At 41.2% G+C, this 14,747-nt stretch carries 31 protein-coding genes; all 31 read left to right on the top strand.

Annotated features, from left to right (window positions below; genetic code table 11):
* Positions 1 to 93, top strand: a 93-nt coding sequence (locus VEI_RS10560) for an EF-Tu C-terminal domain-related protein (protein ID WP_145749519.1), incomplete at its 5' end; no start/stop codon positions are given.
* Between the two features lie 182 nt (positions 94 to 275).
* Entirely contained in the window at positions 276 to 587 is a 312-nt protein-coding gene (gene rpsJ / locus VEI_RS07940) for a 30S ribosomal protein S10 (protein ID WP_004695100.1), read from the top strand.
* Positions 588 to 599: 12 nt separating this feature from the next.
* On the top strand, positions 600 to 1,241 hold the full coding sequence (rplC, locus tag VEI_RS07935; protein ID WP_059364064.1) for a 50S ribosomal protein L3: 642 nt from the start codon (positions 600 to 602) through the stop codon (positions 1,239 to 1,241).
* A gap of 26 nt (positions 1,242 to 1,267) precedes the next feature.
* Entirely contained in the window at positions 1,268 to 1,891 is a 624-nt protein-coding gene (rplD, locus tag VEI_RS07930; protein ID WP_005377066.1) for a 50S ribosomal protein L4, read from the top strand.
* Positions 1,891 to 2,175, top strand: a complete 285-nt coding sequence (gene rplW / locus VEI_RS07925) for a 50S ribosomal protein L23 (RefSeq protein ID WP_059364057.1) — start codon at positions 1,891 to 1,893, stop codon at positions 2,173 to 2,175. Before rplD ends, rplW begins: the two co-directional genes overlap by 1 nt.
* A 26-nt stretch (positions 2,176 to 2,201) precedes the next feature.
* Positions 2,202 to 3,032 (top strand): 50S ribosomal protein L2, encoded by an 831-nt coding sequence (gene rplB, locus VEI_RS07920; RefSeq protein ID WP_059364056.1) that lies wholly within the window; start codon positions 2,202 to 2,204, stop codon positions 3,030 to 3,032.
* A 23-nt stretch (positions 3,033 to 3,055) separates the two neighbouring features.
* Positions 3,056 to 3,337 (top strand): 30S ribosomal protein S19, encoded by a 282-nt coding sequence (rpsS, locus tag VEI_RS07915; RefSeq protein ID WP_009351118.1) that lies wholly within the window; start codon positions 3,056 to 3,058, stop codon positions 3,335 to 3,337.
* 12 nt (positions 3,338 to 3,349) lie between these two features.
* Positions 3,350 to 3,685: a 50S ribosomal protein L22 gene (rplV, locus tag VEI_RS07910; protein WP_004695112.1), complete on the top strand. Its 336-nt coding sequence runs from the start codon at positions 3,350 to 3,352 to the stop codon at positions 3,683 to 3,685.
* Between the two features lie 16 nt (positions 3,686 to 3,701).
* Positions 3,702 to 4,367, top strand: coding sequence for a 30S ribosomal protein S3 (gene rpsC / locus VEI_RS07905; protein ID WP_059364054.1), 666 nt, complete (start codon positions 3,702 to 3,704; stop codon positions 4,365 to 4,367).
* On the top strand, positions 4,367 to 4,804 hold the full coding sequence (gene rplP / locus VEI_RS07900; protein ID WP_004695114.1) for a 50S ribosomal protein L16: 438 nt from the start codon (positions 4,367 to 4,369) through the stop codon (positions 4,802 to 4,804). Before rpsC ends, rplP begins: the two co-directional genes overlap by 1 nt.
* Complete coding sequence (rpmC, locus tag VEI_RS07895; RefSeq protein ID WP_004695115.1) at positions 4,794 to 4,997, top strand: 50S ribosomal protein L29; 204 nt, start codon at positions 4,794 to 4,796, stop codon at positions 4,995 to 4,997. Before rplP ends, rpmC begins: the two co-directional genes overlap by 11 nt.
* Positions 4,998 to 5,036: 39 nt before the next feature.
* Entirely contained in the window at positions 5,037 to 5,297 is a 261-nt protein-coding gene (rpsQ, locus tag VEI_RS07890) for a 30S ribosomal protein S17 (RefSeq protein ID WP_059364053.1), read from the top strand.
* Between the two features lie 24 nt (positions 5,298 to 5,321).
* A complete protein-coding gene (gene rplN, locus VEI_RS07885) occupies positions 5,322 to 5,690 on the top strand; it encodes a 50S ribosomal protein L14 (RefSeq protein WP_004695117.1) in 369 nt (122 codons plus the stop codon).
* Between the two features lie 18 nt (positions 5,691 to 5,708).
* The gene (gene rplX / locus VEI_RS07880) at positions 5,709 to 6,029 is read left to right on the top strand and encodes a 50S ribosomal protein L24 (protein ID WP_005385506.1); all 321 of its coding nucleotides are present in this window, start codon (positions 5,709 to 5,711) and stop codon (positions 6,027 to 6,029) included.
* A gap of 23 nt (positions 6,030 to 6,052) precedes the next feature.
* On the top strand, positions 6,053 to 6,592 hold the full coding sequence (rplE, locus tag VEI_RS07875) for a 50S ribosomal protein L5 (RefSeq protein ID WP_059364048.1): 540 nt from the start codon (positions 6,053 to 6,055) through the stop codon (positions 6,590 to 6,592).
* A gap of 16 nt (positions 6,593 to 6,608) precedes the next feature.
* Complete coding sequence (gene rpsN, locus VEI_RS07870; protein WP_005377140.1) at positions 6,609 to 6,878, top strand: 30S ribosomal protein S14; 270 nt, start codon at positions 6,609 to 6,611, stop codon at positions 6,876 to 6,878.
* A 27-nt stretch (positions 6,879 to 6,905) separates the two neighbouring features.
* Positions 6,906 to 7,292: a 30S ribosomal protein S8 gene (gene rpsH / locus VEI_RS07865; RefSeq protein ID WP_004695128.1), complete on the top strand. Its 387-nt coding sequence runs from the start codon at positions 6,906 to 6,908 to the stop codon at positions 7,290 to 7,292.
* Positions 7,293 to 7,316: 24 nt separating this feature from the next.
* Positions 7,317 to 7,862 (top strand): 50S ribosomal protein L6, encoded by a 546-nt coding sequence (rplF, locus tag VEI_RS07860; RefSeq protein ID WP_059364045.1) that lies wholly within the window; start codon positions 7,317 to 7,319, stop codon positions 7,860 to 7,862.
* Positions 7,863 to 7,879: 17 nt separating this feature from the next.
* Complete coding sequence (rplR, locus tag VEI_RS07855) at positions 7,880 to 8,260, top strand: 50S ribosomal protein L18 (RefSeq protein WP_005385510.1); 381 nt, start codon at positions 7,880 to 7,882, stop codon at positions 8,258 to 8,260.
* Positions 8,261 to 8,278: 18 nt separating this feature from the next.
* Complete coding sequence (gene rpsE, locus VEI_RS07850; protein ID WP_005381688.1) at positions 8,279 to 8,782, top strand: 30S ribosomal protein S5; 504 nt, start codon at positions 8,279 to 8,281, stop codon at positions 8,780 to 8,782.
* Between the two features lie 14 nt (positions 8,783 to 8,796).
* Positions 8,797 to 8,976 carry a 50S ribosomal protein L30 gene (rpmD, locus tag VEI_RS07845; RefSeq protein ID WP_004695138.1) on the top strand — a complete coding sequence of 60 codons (180 nt, stop codon included), beginning with the start codon at positions 8,797 to 8,799 and terminating at the stop codon, positions 8,974 to 8,976.
* 22 nt (positions 8,977 to 8,998) lie between these two features.
* Positions 8,999 to 9,445 (top strand): 50S ribosomal protein L15, encoded by a 447-nt coding sequence (rplO, locus tag VEI_RS07840; RefSeq protein ID WP_059364044.1) that lies wholly within the window; start codon positions 8,999 to 9,001, stop codon positions 9,443 to 9,445.
* 1 nt (position 9,446) lies between these two features.
* The gene (gene secY / locus VEI_RS07835; protein ID WP_059364039.1) at positions 9,447 to 10,709 is read left to right on the top strand and encodes a preprotein translocase subunit SecY; all 1,263 of its coding nucleotides are present in this window, start codon (positions 9,447 to 9,449) and stop codon (positions 10,707 to 10,709) included.
* Between the two features lie 12 nt (positions 10,710 to 10,721).
* On the top strand, positions 10,722 to 11,285 hold the full coding sequence (locus VEI_RS07830; RefSeq protein WP_004695145.1) for an adenylate kinase: 564 nt from the start codon (positions 10,722 to 10,724) through the stop codon (positions 11,283 to 11,285).
* 3 nt (positions 11,286 to 11,288) lie between these two features.
* A complete protein-coding gene (gene map / locus VEI_RS07825; RefSeq protein WP_059364034.1) occupies positions 11,289 to 12,059 on the top strand; it encodes a type I methionyl aminopeptidase in 771 nt (256 codons plus the stop codon).
* 22 nt (positions 12,060 to 12,081) lie between these two features.
* Positions 12,082 to 12,300: a translation initiation factor IF-1 gene (gene infA / locus VEI_RS07820; RefSeq protein ID WP_005377071.1), complete on the top strand. Its 219-nt coding sequence runs from the start codon at positions 12,082 to 12,084 to the stop codon at positions 12,298 to 12,300.
* Between the two features lie 26 nt (positions 12,301 to 12,326).
* Positions 12,327 to 12,440 (top strand): 50S ribosomal protein L36, encoded by a 114-nt coding sequence (gene rpmJ, locus VEI_RS07815; RefSeq protein WP_004695148.1) that lies wholly within the window; start codon positions 12,327 to 12,329, stop codon positions 12,438 to 12,440.
* A gap of 23 nt (positions 12,441 to 12,463) precedes the next feature.
* Positions 12,464 to 12,832 (top strand): 30S ribosomal protein S13, encoded by a 369-nt coding sequence (rpsM, locus tag VEI_RS07810; RefSeq protein WP_059364029.1) that lies wholly within the window; start codon positions 12,464 to 12,466, stop codon positions 12,830 to 12,832.
* Between the two features lie 19 nt (positions 12,833 to 12,851).
* On the top strand, positions 12,852 to 13,241 hold the full coding sequence (gene rpsK, locus VEI_RS07805) for a 30S ribosomal protein S11 (RefSeq protein WP_004695151.1): 390 nt from the start codon (positions 12,852 to 12,854) through the stop codon (positions 13,239 to 13,241).
* A gap of 73 nt (positions 13,242 to 13,314) precedes the next feature.
* Positions 13,315 to 14,313, top strand: a complete 999-nt coding sequence (locus VEI_RS07800; RefSeq protein ID WP_059364027.1) for a DNA-directed RNA polymerase subunit alpha — start codon at positions 13,315 to 13,317, stop codon at positions 14,311 to 14,313.
* Between the two features lie 12 nt (positions 14,314 to 14,325).
* On the top strand, positions 14,326 to 14,661 hold the full coding sequence (rplQ, locus tag VEI_RS07795) for a 50S ribosomal protein L17 (RefSeq protein ID WP_059364025.1): 336 nt from the start codon (positions 14,326 to 14,328) through the stop codon (positions 14,659 to 14,661).
* The last annotated feature ends 86 nt before the right edge of the window (positions 14,662 to 14,747 follow it).

Genomic DNA, 14,747 nt, shown 5'->3' with positions numbered 1-14,747 from the left:
ACTCCAATCGCTATCGAAGAAGGTCTTCGCTTCGCGATTCGCGAAGGTGGCCACACTGTAGGCGCTGGCGTAGTAACAGCAATCGAAGGTTAATTTAACCTTTTATGCTCATCGTAGTGATACGTTGAGCACAATACCCACGACATGTAAGAGCGGTATGTTTTGCCGCTCTCGTGTTGTGTTTTCAAACTATGAAGTAGAAGGTTGCCTCTGCGGAGGAGAATTTCTATGGAGCAGTTCATTCACGAAATGGACGACAGGAGGAATTATTAATAATGGCTAAACAGCAAAAAATCCGTATTCGCCTTAAGGCATACGACCACAAAGCTCTCGATCAAAGCGCTGCTAAGATCGTAGACACTGCAAAAAGAAATGGCGCTATGGTATCTGGTCCGATTCCATTGCCAACAGAAAAGAATATCTTCACGATTCTTCGTTCCGTACACGTTAACAAAGATTCTCGTGAACAATTCGAAATGCGTACACATAAACGCTTGATTGATATTCTTGAACCAAATTCGAAAACAGTAGATGCTATCACTCGTTTAGATTTACCAGCTGGTGTATCTATTGAAATAAAACTATAAGGAGGTGCGATAATGTCTAAAGCTATTTTGGGTAAAAAATTAGGAATGACACAAGTCTTCACAGCTGAAGGCCAATTAGTTCCTGTAACAGTAGTGGAAACTACCCCAAGCGTTGTAGTGCGCGTTAAGACTGTTGAAACAGACGGTTATGAAGCAGTACAAATTGGTTACGGTTCCATTAAAGAAAAACATTTAACAAAACCTGTAAAAGGTCAGTTCGACAAAGCTGGCGTAGCTCCAGTGAAATATCTTCGCGAAGTTCGCGTTGACAATGCAGCTGACTACACAGTAGGCCAAACTCTGGCAGCTGATATCTTCGCAGAAGGTGAATTGGTGGACGTAGTAGGTACAGGTAAAGGTAAGGGTTTTGCTGGCACAATTAAACGCCATAATTTCTCCCGTGGTCCTGAAACTCATGGCTCCAAATCTCACCGTGAACCTGGTTCCATCGGTCCTATGATCTCCGGTGGCGGCGGTAAGGTATACAAAGGTAAAAAACTCCCTGGACAAATGGGTGGTTACAGAGTTACCGTACAACGCTTATCCGTTGTGAAAGTTGATGCTGAACGTAACCTTTTATTGGTTAAAGGTGGTATCCCAGGCGCTAAAGGTAGCTTGGTTATGGTTCGCAACACGGTTAAACCTGTTAAATAATCATTTGTCGAAAGGAGGATTATGTAATGCCTACAGTAGCAACATATAATCAATCCGGCGTTAAAGTCGGTGAAATACAGTTAAACGATGCAGTATTCGGCGTTGAAGTAAACGAAGCCGTAATGCATCAAGCCGTAGTTCGTCAATTATCTAACGAACGTCTCGGCACACATGCAACAAAAACTAGAGGTATGGTTCGTGGCGGTGGCCGCAAACCTTGGAAACAAAAAGGTACTGGTCGTGCACGTTCCGGTTCCAGCCGTTCCCCAATCTGGATTGGTGGCGGTACTACATTTGGTCCACAACCTCGCAGCTATTACAAAGCTATGCCTCGTAAGGCTAGACGTTTGGCAGTTAAATCTGCTCTTAGCGATAAGGTAAATAATAGCGAATTATACGTTTTGGAAGAAATCACATTAGCAGCTCCTAAAACTAAAGAAGTGTTGAATATTATCAATAGCTTCAATGTTGGTGATGCAAAAGTATTGTTCATCACTGAAGGTGATGTAAATGTTGAACGTTCCGCTCGCAATATTCAAGGTGTTAAAGCTTTGGCTTGCGAAGGTATGAACATTTTCGATCTTCTTCATTACGATAAGCTCTTCATTACTAAAGGCGCTGTCGCAAAAATCGAGGAGGTACTTGGATAATGCAATTACATGATGTACTAATCCGTCCGGTTATTACCGAAAAATCCACTAAGCTTATGGAAGAAGGCAAATACACTTTCCGTGTGCCTTTGACTGCAAACAAAGTGCAAATCCGTCAAGCTGTTGAAAAAATCTTCAATGTAAAAGTAGAAAAAGTAGCTACTATTCGCGTTTTAGGCAAAACTAAACGCATGGGTCGTACACAAGGTAAACGTAGCGATTACAAAAAAGCTATCGTAACTTTAAAAGCTGGCGAATCCATTGCATTAATTGAAGGTGTCTAAGAGTCTAGTTGTAAGGAGGCCCACTAATGGCAATTAAATCATTTAAACCGTACTCCGCTGGTCGCCGGTTTATGACAGTATCCGCCTTCGACGAAATCACTGCAAGCAAACCAGAAAAATCTTTGCTCGCTAAGATTTCCCAAAAAGGTGGTCGTAATAATACTGGTAAAATGACAGTTCGTCACCAAGGTGGCGGTCATAAACGTCAATACCGTATCATTGACTTCAAACGTACTAAAGATAATATTCCAGCTAAAGTAGCAACAATCGAGTATGATCCTAACCGTTCCTCTCGTATCGCTTTGCTTAACTACGCTGATGGTGAAAAACGTTACATTTTAGCTCCAAACGGCTTAAAAGTTGGTGACGTAGTATTCTCCGGTCCTGAATCCGATATTAAACCTGGTAACTGCTTACCATTGATTAATATCCCAGACGGTACTCAAATCCACAATATCGAATTAAAAATCGGTAAAGGCGGTCAAATCGTTCGTTCCGCTGGTACATCCGCTCAATTGATGGGTAAAGATAATGGCTATGCTATTCTTCGTTTACCATCTGGCGAAATGCGCCGCGTACGTCAAGAATGCCGTGCAACTGTAGGTGTTGTAGGCAATACTGATCACAGCAACCAAGTAATTGGTAAAGCTGGTCGTCATCGTTGGATGGGCGTTCGTCCTGGTAACCGTGGTGTTGTAATGAACCCTTGTGACCATCCACATGGTGGTGGTGAAGGTAAATCTCCTGTTGGTCGTAAACATCCTGTTACACCTTGGGGCAAACCAGCACATGGTGTTAAAACTCGCGACAAGAAAAAAGCTTCTAACAGCTTGATCATTAAACGTCGTACAAAATAGGATAAAGGAAAGGAGATAAAATAGTGTCCAGATCTATTAAAAAAGGCCCTTTCGTAGCAGATCATTTGCTTAAGAAAGTTGAAGCTTTAAACGAAACTAACGAAAAGAAAGTTGTTAAAACCTGGTCCCGTGCCTCTACTATTATCCCAAGTTTTGTAGGCCACACAATTGCTGTGCATGATGGTCGCAAACACGTACCTGTATTCATTACAGAAGATATGGTAGGTCATAAATTAGGTGAGTTCGCTCCTACACGTACTTATAAAGGTCATGGTAAGGACGAAAAATCTACAGGCAGAAAATAGGAGGAATAATTAATGGAAGCAAAAGCAATCGCTAGACATATCCGAATCGCGCCTCGTAAAATCCGTATCGTAGCTGATTTAGTGCGCGGTAAAAACATCGGCGAAGCATTTGCCATCTTGAAGTTCACTCCGAAAGTTGGCGCTGATGTAGTTGAAAAAGTAATGCGTTCTGCAATCGCAAATGCTGAACATAATTTTGATATGAATGTGGATAACTTATATGTATCCGAGATCTTCGTTGATCAAGGTCCTACATTGAAACGTATTCATCCTCGTTCCCGTGGACAAGCTTTCAAAATTTTGAAACGCACTAGCCACGTAACAGTAGTAGTTAAAGAAAGAGCTTAAGAAGGAGGGAAACAGAGTGGGTCAAAAAGTTAATCCACACGGTTTGCGTGTCGGTATCGTAAAAGATTGGGACGCAAAGTGGTATGCAGAAAAAGATTTCGCTGCTAATCTTCATGAAGACGTTCAAATTCGTAACTTCTTGAAAGAAACCCTTTTCATTGCTGGTATTTCCCGCATTGAAATCGAGCGTACAAATAAACGTATTAAATTGACTATCCACACTGCAAAACCAGGTATGGTTATCGGTCGTGGTGGTGCTGGTATCGAAGATATCAAAAAAGCAATGACTCGTTTCACTGACAAACAAGTGGACGTTAACATCGCAGAAATTAAACAAGCAGACATGGATGCAATCTTGGTTGCAGAAAATATTGCTGGCCAATTGGAACGCCGTATCGGTTTCCGTCGTGCAATGAAACAAGCTGTAGGTCGTACAATGCGCTTAGGTGCAAAAGGTATCAAAATCATGGTAAGCGGTCGTCTTGGCGGCGCTGAAATCGCTCGTAGCGAATCCTACCGTGAAGGTTCTATTCCTTTGCATACACTTCGTGCAAATATCGACTACGGTACTGCTGAAGCTCATACAACATATGGTTGTATCGGCATTAAAGTATGGATTTACAAAGGTGAAGTTTTGCCAGAAGCAAAACAACCTGCTAAGAAGGAAGAAGGTGGCAAGTAATGCTTATTCCAAAGCGCGTAAAACATCGTAAGCAATTCCGCGGCCGTATGAAAGGTCGTGCTATGCGCGGTAATACAGTGTCTCATGGTGAGTTCGGCTTGGTAGCATGCGAACCATCTTGGATCACAAACCGTCAAATCGAAGCTGCCCGTATTGCTATGACTCGTTATATCAAACGTGGTGGTAAAGTATGGATTAAAATTTTCCCTGACAAACCGATCACAGCTAAACCAGCTGGTACTCGTATGGGTTCCGGTAAAGGTTCTCCTGAATACTGGGTAGCAGTAGTTAAACCAGGTCGTGTAATGTTTGAAATGGACGGTGTGCCAGAAGCTACAGCTCGTGAAGCTATGCGTCTTGCAAGCCATAAACTTCCAATCAAATGCAAATTTGTTGTTAAGGGTAAAGAATTGGGTGGTGACGTAAATGAAGGTTAATGACATTCGCAATATGAGCGCTGCCGAAATGGAACAAAAGGTTTCCGGTCTTAAGGAAGAGTTATTTAACCTCCGTTTTCAGCTTGCAACAGGTCAATTAGAAAATCCTATGCGCATTCGTGAAGTTAAGAAGACAATCGCTCGTATTAAAACTGTACAACGTGAAGTTGAACTTAAATCTGAAAACGCATAATAACAGATTTGTTAAAGGTTGAAAAGGAGGCTTAAAATCGTGGCAGAAGAAAGAAACGTACGTAAAGTCCGCGTAGGTAAAGTTGTTAGCGACAAAATGAATAAAACTGTTGTTGTTGCTGTAGAACGTAAAGTACCTCACGCATTATATAACAAGCCAATGGTTAGCACTAAACGCTTCAAAGCTCATGATGAAAATAATGAGTGCCGTATTGGCGATACAGTAAAAATTGTAGAAACTCGTCCAATTTCTAAAGATAAATGTTGGAGAGTTGTTGAAATTCTTGAAAGACAAAAATAAGAGTGATGTAAGGAGGAATAGACGATGATCCAGCAACAAACAATTTTGAATGTTGCCGACAACACTGGTGCAAAACGTATTATGTGCATCCAAGTCATGGGCGGTTCTTATCGCAAATTCGGCAATATCGGTGACGTAATCGTTGCTTCTGTAAAAGATGCATCACCCGGTGGCGTTGTCAAGAAAGGCGACGTAGTCAAAGCTGTTATTGTTCGTTCTAAAAAAGGTATCCGACGTCAAGACGGTTCCTATATCCGTTTCGACGAAAACGCAGCAGTAGTTATTAAAGATGACAAGACCCCTCGTGGTACTCGTATCTTTGGACCTGTAGCTAGAGAACTTCGTGAAAAAGACTTCATGAAAATTGTTTCTTTGGCTCCAGAAGTATTATAAGAAGGAGGAACGCAGCATATGGCTAAACTACAAATCAAAAAAGGCGATACAGTTGTTGTTATCTCCGGTAAAGATAAAGGTAAGCAAGGTACAGTAATCGCAACTGAACCTAAAAAAGAACGCGTATTTGTTGAAGGCGTTAATACTGTAAAACGTCACACAAAACCTTCTCAAGCTAACCCACAAGGCGGCATCGTTACTAAAGAAGCTGGCATCCATGTTTCTAACGTAATGATCGTTGACCCAGAAACTAAAACAGCTACTCGTATCAAAAAAGTTGAAGGTAAAGACGGTAAATTCGTTCGTGCAACTGTTAAATCCGGTACAGTACTTAAATAATCAGGAAAGGAGGAGCTACATAAATGTCTCGTTTATTTGAACAATACAACTCTGAAATTAAAAAGAGTATGCAAGAAAAATTCCAATACGGCAACGTAATGGAAATTCCAAAATTGGAAAAAATCGTTATCAACATCGGCGTTGGTGATGCAGTAGGCAATGCAAAAGCATTGGAAGCAGCAGTACATGATTTGACTATCATCGCTGGTCAAAAACCTGTAATCACAAAAGCTAAAAAATCCATTGCGAACTTCAAAGTTCGTGAAGGTATGGCGTTGGGTACAAAAGTTACTCTTCGTGGCGAACGCATGTATGAATTCCTTGATAGATTGATCAATGCGGCATTACCTCGTGTACGTGACTTCCGCGGTATCAGCGCAACTGCATTCGATGGCCGTGGTAACTACGCTTTGGGTCTTAAAGAACAGCTCATCTTCCCTGAAATCGAATATGATCAGGTAGAACGCGTTACTGGTATGGATATCATTATCGTAACAAGTGCTAATACAGATGAAGAAGCTCGTGAATTGTTGACTCAATTCGGTATGCCTTTTGAAAAATAATAGGAGGAACATATAGATGGCTAAAAAATCTATGATTGAACGCGAAAAGAAACGCGCTAAAATCGTTGAAAAATATGCAGCTAAACGTGCGGCGTTAAAAGCGGCAGGTGATTATGAAGGCTTGTCCAAATTACCAGCTAATGCGTCCCCAACACGTTTGCACAATCGTTGCAACTTAACTGGTCGTCCTCACGGCTATATGCGTAAATTCGGTATCAGCCGTATTGCGTTCCGTGAATTGGCGTACAAAGGACAAATTCCTGGTGTTAAAAAAGCCAGCTGGTAATATTAGACGAGAGGAGGTTTTTAGATTATGGTAATGACCGATCCTATCGCGGATATGCTTACGCGCATCCGTAATGCAAATGCTGCACTTCACGAAACGGTAAACATTCCTGCATCTAGAATGAAAGCAGCAGTTCTTGACATCCTTTTACAAGAAGGTTTCGTAAAGAACGTAGAAAAAGAAGAAAACACTTTAAAAGTAACATTGAAATATGGTTCCAATAACGAAAAAGTTATTACAGGAATTAAACGTATTTCCAAACCTGGTTTACGTGTTTACGCGAAGAAGGAAGAACTTCCTCGTGTACTTGGTGGTTTGGGTATCGCAGTTATTTCTACATCCAAAGGCGTTATGAGCGACAAACAAGCTCGTAAAGAAGGTCTTGGTGGCGAAGTAATCGCATACGTTTGGTAATAGTAGCAATAGGAGGTAGAAATAATGTCACGTATCGGTAGAATGCCTATCGAGATTCCTGCAGGCGTTACTGTTACATATGATAACCATCATATGAACGTAAAAGGTCCTAAAGGTGAATTATCTCGCGATTTGCATCCAGATATGATCATCACTGTAGAAGGTAACACAATTACAGTAGCTCGTCCTTCCGAAGATAAAGCTCATCGTGCCCTTCACGGTTTGACTCGCGCTCTTGTTGCTAATATGGTAACAGGCGTAGCAGAAGGATTTACAAAAACTCTTGAAATCAACGGTGTTGGTTACAGAGCGGCTAAACAAGGCGATAAATTAGCTCTTACACTTGGCTTCTCTCACCCAGTAGAGATGAAAGCTCCAGCTGGTATTACAATTGAAGTTCCAGCTCCTAACAAAATCGTTGTGTCTGGTGCAGACAAAGAAGTTGTAGGCGCAGTAGCAGCTGATATCCGTAAATGGAGAAAACCAGAACCTTACAAAGGTAAAGGTATCCGCTATGAAGGCGAAGTTGTTCGTCGTAAAGCTGGTAAAGCTGGTGCAAAAGGTAAATAGTAATATCATCTATATAAATGAAAGGAGTGAATATCTTGCCTCGTAAATCTAGTAGAAACATCGCTCGAGCAAAACGTCATCTTCGTATTCGCCGCCATATTTCTGGTACGGCAACTTGCCCACGTTTGAACGTATACCGTAGCTTGAGCAATATTTACGCACAAGTTATTGATGACGTAGCAGGTACTACATTGGTAGCTGCTAGCTCTCTAGATAAAGATTTAAATTTATCCTATGGTGGTAACGTAGCTGCTGCTAAAGCTGTTGGTGAAGCAGTTGCTAAAAAAGCTATCGCTAAAGGTATTGACACAGTAGTGTTTGACCGTGGTGGTTACATTTATCATGGTCGCGTAGCAGCCCTTGCAGAAGGTGCTCGTGAAGCAGGCTTAAAATTCTAAGAAGGAGGAACTATAGACATGGCGAGAATTGACTACACCAGTCTTGATCTTAAAGAAAGAGTAGTATTCATCAACCGCGTAGCCAAAGTAGTTAAAGGTGGTCGTCGTTTTTCCTTCAGCGCTCTTGTAGTTGTTGGTGATGGCAACGGTTATGTAGGCGTTGGCTTAGGTAAAGCTGCGGAAGTACCTGAAGCTATCCGCAAAGGTATCGATGATGCTAAGAAAAATATCGTAAACGTAGCAATTAAAAATGGTACAATCCCTCACAGCGTAACAGGCGTATTCGGTGCAGGCCGCGTATTCTTGAAACCAGCTGCTGAAGGTACTGGCGTTATCGCTGGTGGCCCTGTTCGTGCCGTATTGGAATTAGTAGGTGTTCGTAACATCTTGACTAAATCTTTGGGCTCTTCTAACCCTAACAATATGGTTCGTGCTACAATCGAAGGTTTGAAAGATTTGAAACGCGCTAGCGAAGTTGCTGAACTTCGTGGTAAATCCGTTGAAGAAATATATAACGCGTAATAAGGAGACAAGAAATGGCACAAGTTAAAGTAACATTAACAAGAAGCTTAATCGGTCGTCCTGAAGATCAACGCGCGACAGTTAAAGCTTTGGGCTTGAAAAAAACTAATTCTCAAGTTGTAAAAGAAGTGACACCTCAAATCGAAGGTATGCTTCACAAAGTTAGACATTTAGTAAAAGTTGAAGAAGTTTAATACTGATAAGGAGGTGCACTGAATGAAACTTCATGAATTACAACCAGCTGCTGGTTCCAAAAAAACTCGTACTCGTGTAGGCCGTGGTTTAGGTTCTGGCTTGGGTAAAACATCTGGTCGTGGTCAAAAAGGTCAAAACTCCCGTTCCGGCGGTGGCGTTCGCTCCGGTTTTGAAGGCGGCCAAATGCCTCTTTATCGTCGTTTACCAAAACGCGGTTTCAACAACAGTGTTTTTGCTAAACAATATGCTGAAGTTAACGTTGAACAATTGAACCGTTTTGAAGATGGTGCAGTTGTTGATCCAGTAGCTCTTATTGAAGCTGGTATTTTGAAAAATGTACGCGATGGCATTCGTATCTTAGGTAATGGTTCTTTGGAAACTAAAAATCTAACTGTTATTGCCAATGGCTTCACTAAATCTGCTGAAGAAAAAATCACAGCAGCAGGCGGAAAAGTTGAGGTGATCTAGTTTGCTAGATAGCCTCTCGAACATCTTTAAGATTACCGAGTTGCGCAACAAAATTTTGTACACATTGATGATGTTTGCTGTATTTAGAGCCGGCATTCATATCCCTGTACCAGGTGTAGATGCATCTGTTATTGAATCTTTGTTCACATCCGGTAACCTATTCGGTCTTTTAGACTTGTTTGCTGGTGGTGCGCTAAGTAAGTTCTCTATCTTTGCAATGAGTATTACCCCTTACATTAATGCTTCCATCATCATGCAACTACTTCAAGCTGTAGTTCCACAGTTTGAAGCGTGGAGTAAAGATGGTGAGGATGGCCGTAAAAAAATTGCGAAGGTAACTCGTTATGGTACGGTTGTTTTAGGTTTTGTTCAAGCCTTTGGCATGGCTTTTGCACTACGTGCAAATTCCGCTCTCGTAAATAATGATATCCTTAGTGTATTTGTTGTTGCTATTATCCTAACAGCAGGCACATGCTTGTTGATGTGGATTGGCGAACAAATCACAGCATATGGCATTGGTAATGGTATTTCTTTGATTATCTTTGCTGGTATCGTAGCTCGATTACCAGATGGTCTTCAAACCATTTACCAATATATACAAACAGGAACAATTAATATGTTCCAAGCATTCTTATTCGCTGTAATTGCTATTGCAATGATTGCTGTTGTAGTAGCTGTTACACAAGGCCAACGCCGCATTCCGATTCAATACGCAAAACGCGTAGTAGGTCGTAAAATGTACGGTGGCCACTCTACATTCTTGCCGTTGAAAGTCAATCAGGCAGGTGTAATTCCAATTATCTTTGCGTCATCTGTGTTGATGTTCCCTGTAACGATTGCACAATTTATCGACAATGATATTGTTCATAAAATTGCGGATCTATTTACATGGGGAACGCCGTTACAAACGGCATTGTATGCAATATTGATCTTTATATTTACATACTTCTATACTGCAATCTCTATCAACATTACAGATATGGCAGATAATATGAAAAAATACGGTGGTTTTATCCCAGGTATTCGTGCGGGTAAACCTACTGCTGATTATGTGGATAACGTGATGACCAAGATTACATTGGCTGGTGCTGTATTCTTAGCTATCGTCGCTATTATACCGAACTTCCTCGGTACAATTACAGGCGTGCAAGGCGTATACTTTGGTGGTACAGCTCTCTTGATCGTTGTAGGTGTAGCACTTGATACAATGCAACAAATTGAGTCGCTTATGGTAACACGCCACTATAAGGGCTTTGTAAAATAGGAGGGAAACAGAATGTATATTTTATTAATGGGACCTCCTGGTGCTGGTAAAGGCACACAGGCTGCTCGACTTATTGAAAAATACGGTATTCCCCAAATTTCAACTGGTGATATGTTCCGCGCTGCGATTAAGAACGAAACACCACTTGGAGTTGAGGCTAAGAAATATATCGATGCTGGTCAACTGGTACCTGACAGTGTAACTGTTGGTATCGTACGTGATCGTTTGGTTAAAGATGACTGCAAATCTGGATTCATTCTTGATGGATTCCCAAGAACTACAGCACAAGCTGTATCCTTGGATGCAATTCTTAAAGAATTAGGAATTTCTTTGGACGCTGTGCTTAACTTAAATGTTCCATCTGAGGAACTTGTTAAACGCATTAGTGAACGAGCAGTTCTTGAAAATCGTGCTGATGATAACCCTGAAACAGTACAGAAACGTCTTGCTGTGTACGAAGAATCTACTAAACCTTTGATTGATTACTATCGTAATAGCGGTTTATATCAAGAAATCAATGGTTTACAAGATGTAGACGCAGTATTTGCTGACATCATTAAGGCGTTGGAGAAATAATCAATGATTATTTTAAAATCGCCCCATGAAATTGAATGTATCCGCAAGGCAAGCAAGCTTACAGCAGACACGTTGTCCTTGTTAGTAGAAAAGGCTAAACCTGGCATCACGACGCTTGAGTTAGATACAATTGCCGAAGAATATATTCGCAGCCACGGTGGTATACCAAGTTGTAAAGGGTACTATGGGTTCCCTGCTACAATCTGTGCTTCTATCAATGAAGAAGTTGTTCATGGTATTCCGAGCGCTAAGCGCAAGCTTAAAAGTGGTGACATCCTCAGTATTGACCTTGTGTCATCTGTGGATGGTTACCATGGTGATTCGGCTGTGACAATTCCTATCGGTCACGTCAAACCTGATGTGATGAAATTGTTAAAAGTAACAGAGGAAAGTCTGTTCAAGGGAATCGAACAAGTGAAAGTTGGTAACCGTATTGGTGCCATCGGACACGCTGTTCAAACGTATTGTGAGAAACATGGTTACGGTGTCGTTCGCGACTTCGTAGGTCATGGTTTAGGCCGTGAAATGCACGAAGATCCACAAATTCCAAACTATGGTAGTCCAGAACATGGCACTTTAATTAAGCCAGGTATGGTATTGTGTATTGAACCAATGATTACATTAGGTTCTTATAAAGTTCGTGTGTTGGGTGATGACTGGACGGCAGTTACCATTGATGGTAAACCGGCTGCTCATTTCGAACATACAGTGGTTGTTACAGAAAACGGCCCTGAAATATTAACCATGCGTGATGAACCGCGGTTAATTAAATAAACAGGTAACCGGAGGAAAAAATATGTCAAAAGAAGACGTTATTGAGGTGGAAGGTACGGTAGTAGAAGCTTTACCTAATGCTATGTTCCAAGTAGAATTGGAAAATGGTCATGTGGTATTAGCTCATGTGTCAGGTAAAATGCGTATGAATTTTATCCGTATTCTTCCTGGTGATAAAGTTACTATGGAACTGACACCGTATGACTTAAATCGTGGTCGCATCACCTATCGCTTCAAATAAGCATAGGGTCCACAAAGGAGGTACTAATGAAGGTTCAACCATCAGTTAAAAAGATATGCGAAAAATGTAAAATCATTAAACGCAAAGGCCGCGTAATGGTTATTTGCGAAAATCCAAAACATAAACAAAAACAAGGATAATCTGATAGGAGGTGGATGATTAGATGGCACGTATCGCCGGTGTAGATTTACCTCGTGATAAACGAGTGGAAATTGGTTTAACTTATATTTATGGTATTGGTCCAACTTTAGCAGCTGAAATCATTGCTAAAACTGGTATCAACCCTGACACACGTGTTCGTGATCTTTCTGAAGATGAAGTAGCGAAAATCCGTGAATTGTTAGATGCTGATTACAAAGTTGAAGGTGACCTTCGTCGTGAAGAAGCTCTTAACATTAAACGCTTAATTGAAATCAACTCCTATCGAGGCAAACGTCATCGTATGGGTTTACCACTTCGTGGTCAACGTACTAAAACGAATGCACGTACTCGCAAAGGTCCTAGAAAAGCAATTGCTGGTAAAAAGAAATAAGATAAAGGAGGGATAAAGCGTGGCTAAAAAAGTTGTTAGAACAAAAAGAAAAGAAAAGAAACATATTGAATCCGGTGCGGCTCATATTCGTTCTACATTCAATAACACTATCGTAACTTTAACAGATACAAACGGTAATGCGTTGTCTTGGGCTTCCGCTGGTGGCTTGGGCTTCCGTGGTTCCCGTAAATCCACTCCATTCGCTGCTCAAATGGCTGCTGAACAAGCTGCTAAAGCTGCAATGGAACATGGTCTTCGCACTGTTGAAGTATTTGTAAAAGGTCCTGGATCCGGCCGTGAAGCTGCAATCCGTGCTTTACAAGCTGCAGGTCTTGAAGTTACTTCCATTAAAGACGTAACTCCAATTCCTCACAATGGTTGTCGCCCTCCAAAACGCCGTCGTGTATAATATATAGACGGCCGTTTTGACGGCCGTGCTATAATTAAACTAAGAACGTGTGTTATATAGGAGGATGTTCCTGATGAGCGAAGAAAAGAAACTTAAAATCGAGAAAGTGGACATCGCCGATGGCGGTCGCTATGGTAAATTTGTATGTGAACCATTAGATCGTGGTTATGGTATCACTCTCGGTAATAGCTTACGCAGAATTTTGCTTTCATCCTTGGATGGGGCAGCTATCACCTCTATCAAAATTGATGGGGTTCTTCATGAATTCTCTACGATTCCTGGTATTCGCGAAGATGTAACGGATATCATCCTTAACTTAAAGCAATTGTGCATTAAACTTGAAGAAGATGCAGAATGGCCATTGGAAGTTCATTTTGACTTCCAAAAGGATGGTGTGTTAACAGCTGCTGATTTAGCAGAACAACTTCCACCAGAAGTAGAAGTATTGAATCCTGAACTCGTGATTGCGACAATGGATGAAACAGCTCATTTAGTAATGGACGTAGTAATCGAACGTGGTAAAGGATATGTTCCTTCCACTAAGAATAAAAAGGATACAGATGTTATCGGTTGCATTCCAATTGATTCTATCTTCTCCCCAATTCTTCGTGCTAAATACGAAGTGAGTGATGTTCGCGTAGGTAATGAGATGGACTTCGACAAACTTACACTAGAGGTTTGGACTGATGGTTCCATTACCGCTGCTGATGCAGTGGCTAAATCTGCTGCCATTATGATTGGTTATTTAGGGAACTTCACTAAATTAGCGCACTCTACAAGTGTTGTTGAATTAGACGATCAAAATCTTGAAGGTGATGTAGTTGATCCTACTCCTCAAGATGTTCAAGAAGATGACGGCCCAGCTAAGATTTCCATTGATGAATTGGAACTCTCTGTTCGTGCTTACAACTGCTTGAAACGTGCTGGTATCAACACAATTGCAGATTTGCTAGACAAAACCATTGATGACTTAGGAAAAGTTCGCAACTTAGGTAAAAAATCTATCGATGAAATCGCTGACAAACTCAGCAATCATCCAGGTGGATTTAATCTTAAGCAAAAAGGCGAATAAGGAGGAAGACGAATGTACAGAAAATTAGGCCGCGATAGCTCCGCTCGTAAAGCGTTGTTCCGCAGCATGTTAACATCTTTCTTCCAATATGAGCGTATTGAAACTACTGAAGCTAAAGCGAAAGAACTTCGCTCTTTAGCTGAGCAAATGGTAACTTTGGCTAAACGTGGTGATCTTCATGCACGTCGTCAAGTTCTTGCATACCTCATGGATGAAAGCGTAGTAAAAAAATTGTTTGATACAATTGCTCCAAAATATGCAGACCGCCAAGGTGGTTACACTCGTGTAATCAAAACTGGTCTTCGCAAAGGTGACGCTGCACCTTTGGCTATTATCGAGTTAGTTTAATCAAACTCATACGGTGTTGTAACTTCGGTTGCAGCACCGTTTTTTTATTGTCAATTTTATGGTACAATCGACTAGTACAAATATCG

Source organism: Veillonella tobetsuensis (assembly GCF_001078375.1).
Lineage (GTDB): Bacteria > Bacillota > Negativicutes > Veillonellales > Veillonellaceae > Veillonella > Veillonella tobetsuensis.
This window is presented reverse-complemented; position numbering and strand designations above follow the sequence as displayed.

Excerpts from the sequence above, each read along its gene's own strand:
- rpmC (WP_004695115.1), top strand. The coding sequence starts at position 4,794 with ATGAAGGTTAATGACATTCGCAATATGAGCGCTGCCGAAATGGAACAA.
- rpsJ (WP_004695100.1), top strand. The coding sequence starts at position 276 with ATGGCTAAACAGCAAAAAATCCGTATTCGCCTTAAGGCATACGACCAC.
- rplF (WP_059364045.1), top strand. The coding sequence starts at position 7,317 with ATGTCACGTATCGGTAGAATGCCTATCGAGATTCCTGCAGGCGTTACT.
- VEI_RS07830 (WP_004695145.1), top strand. The coding sequence starts at position 10,722 with ATGTATATTTTATTAATGGGACCTCCTGGTGCTGGTAAAGGCACACAG.
- VEI_RS07800 (WP_059364027.1), top strand. The coding sequence starts at position 13,315 with ATGAGCGAAGAAAAGAAACTTAAAATCGAGAAAGTGGACATCGCCGAT.
- infA (WP_005377071.1), top strand. The coding sequence starts at position 12,082 with ATGTCAAAAGAAGACGTTATTGAGGTGGAAGGTACGGTAGTAGAAGCT.
- rpmD (WP_004695138.1), top strand. The coding sequence starts at position 8,797 with ATGGCACAAGTTAAAGTAACATTAACAAGAAGCTTAATCGGTCGTCCT.
- rplV (WP_004695112.1), top strand. The coding sequence starts at position 3,350 with ATGGAAGCAAAAGCAATCGCTAGACATATCCGAATCGCGCCTCGTAAA.
- rpsE (WP_005381688.1), top strand. The coding sequence starts at position 8,279 with ATGGCGAGAATTGACTACACCAGTCTTGATCTTAAAGAAAGAGTAGTA.
- rpmJ (WP_004695148.1), top strand. The coding sequence starts at position 12,327 with ATGAAGGTTCAACCATCAGTTAAAAAGATATGCGAAAAATGTAAAATC.
- rplC (WP_059364064.1), top strand. The coding sequence starts at position 600 with ATGTCTAAAGCTATTTTGGGTAAAAAATTAGGAATGACACAAGTCTTC.
- rplN (WP_004695117.1), top strand. The coding sequence starts at position 5,322 with ATGATCCAGCAACAAACAATTTTGAATGTTGCCGACAACACTGGTGCA.
- rplQ (WP_059364025.1), top strand. The coding sequence starts at position 14,326 with ATGTACAGAAAATTAGGCCGCGATAGCTCCGCTCGTAAAGCGTTGTTC.
- rpsH (WP_004695128.1), top strand. The coding sequence starts at position 6,906 with ATGGTAATGACCGATCCTATCGCGGATATGCTTACGCGCATCCGTAAT.
- rplO (WP_059364044.1), top strand. The coding sequence starts at position 8,999 with ATGAAACTTCATGAATTACAACCAGCTGCTGGTTCCAAAAAAACTCGT.
- rplE (WP_059364048.1), top strand. The coding sequence starts at position 6,053 with ATGTCTCGTTTATTTGAACAATACAACTCTGAAATTAAAAAGAGTATG.
- rplW (WP_059364057.1), top strand. The coding sequence starts at position 1,891 with ATGCAATTACATGATGTACTAATCCGTCCGGTTATTACCGAAAAATCC.
- map (WP_059364034.1), top strand. The coding sequence starts at position 11,289 with ATGATTATTTTAAAATCGCCCCATGAAATTGAATGTATCCGCAAGGCA.
- rplB (WP_059364056.1), top strand. The coding sequence starts at position 2,202 with ATGGCAATTAAATCATTTAAACCGTACTCCGCTGGTCGCCGGTTTATG.
- rplX (WP_005385506.1), top strand. The coding sequence starts at position 5,709 with ATGGCTAAACTACAAATCAAAAAAGGCGATACAGTTGTTGTTATCTCC.
- rplD (WP_005377066.1), top strand. The coding sequence starts at position 1,268 with ATGCCTACAGTAGCAACATATAATCAATCCGGCGTTAAAGTCGGTGAA.
- rplR (WP_005385510.1), top strand. The coding sequence starts at position 7,880 with ATGAAAGGAGTGAATATCTTGCCTCGTAAATCTAGTAGAAACATCGCT.
- rpsM (WP_059364029.1), top strand. The coding sequence starts at position 12,464 with ATGGCACGTATCGCCGGTGTAGATTTACCTCGTGATAAACGAGTGGAA.
- rpsN (WP_005377140.1), top strand. The coding sequence starts at position 6,609 with ATGGCTAAAAAATCTATGATTGAACGCGAAAAGAAACGCGCTAAAATC.
- rplP (WP_004695114.1), top strand. The coding sequence starts at position 4,367 with ATGCTTATTCCAAAGCGCGTAAAACATCGTAAGCAATTCCGCGGCCGT.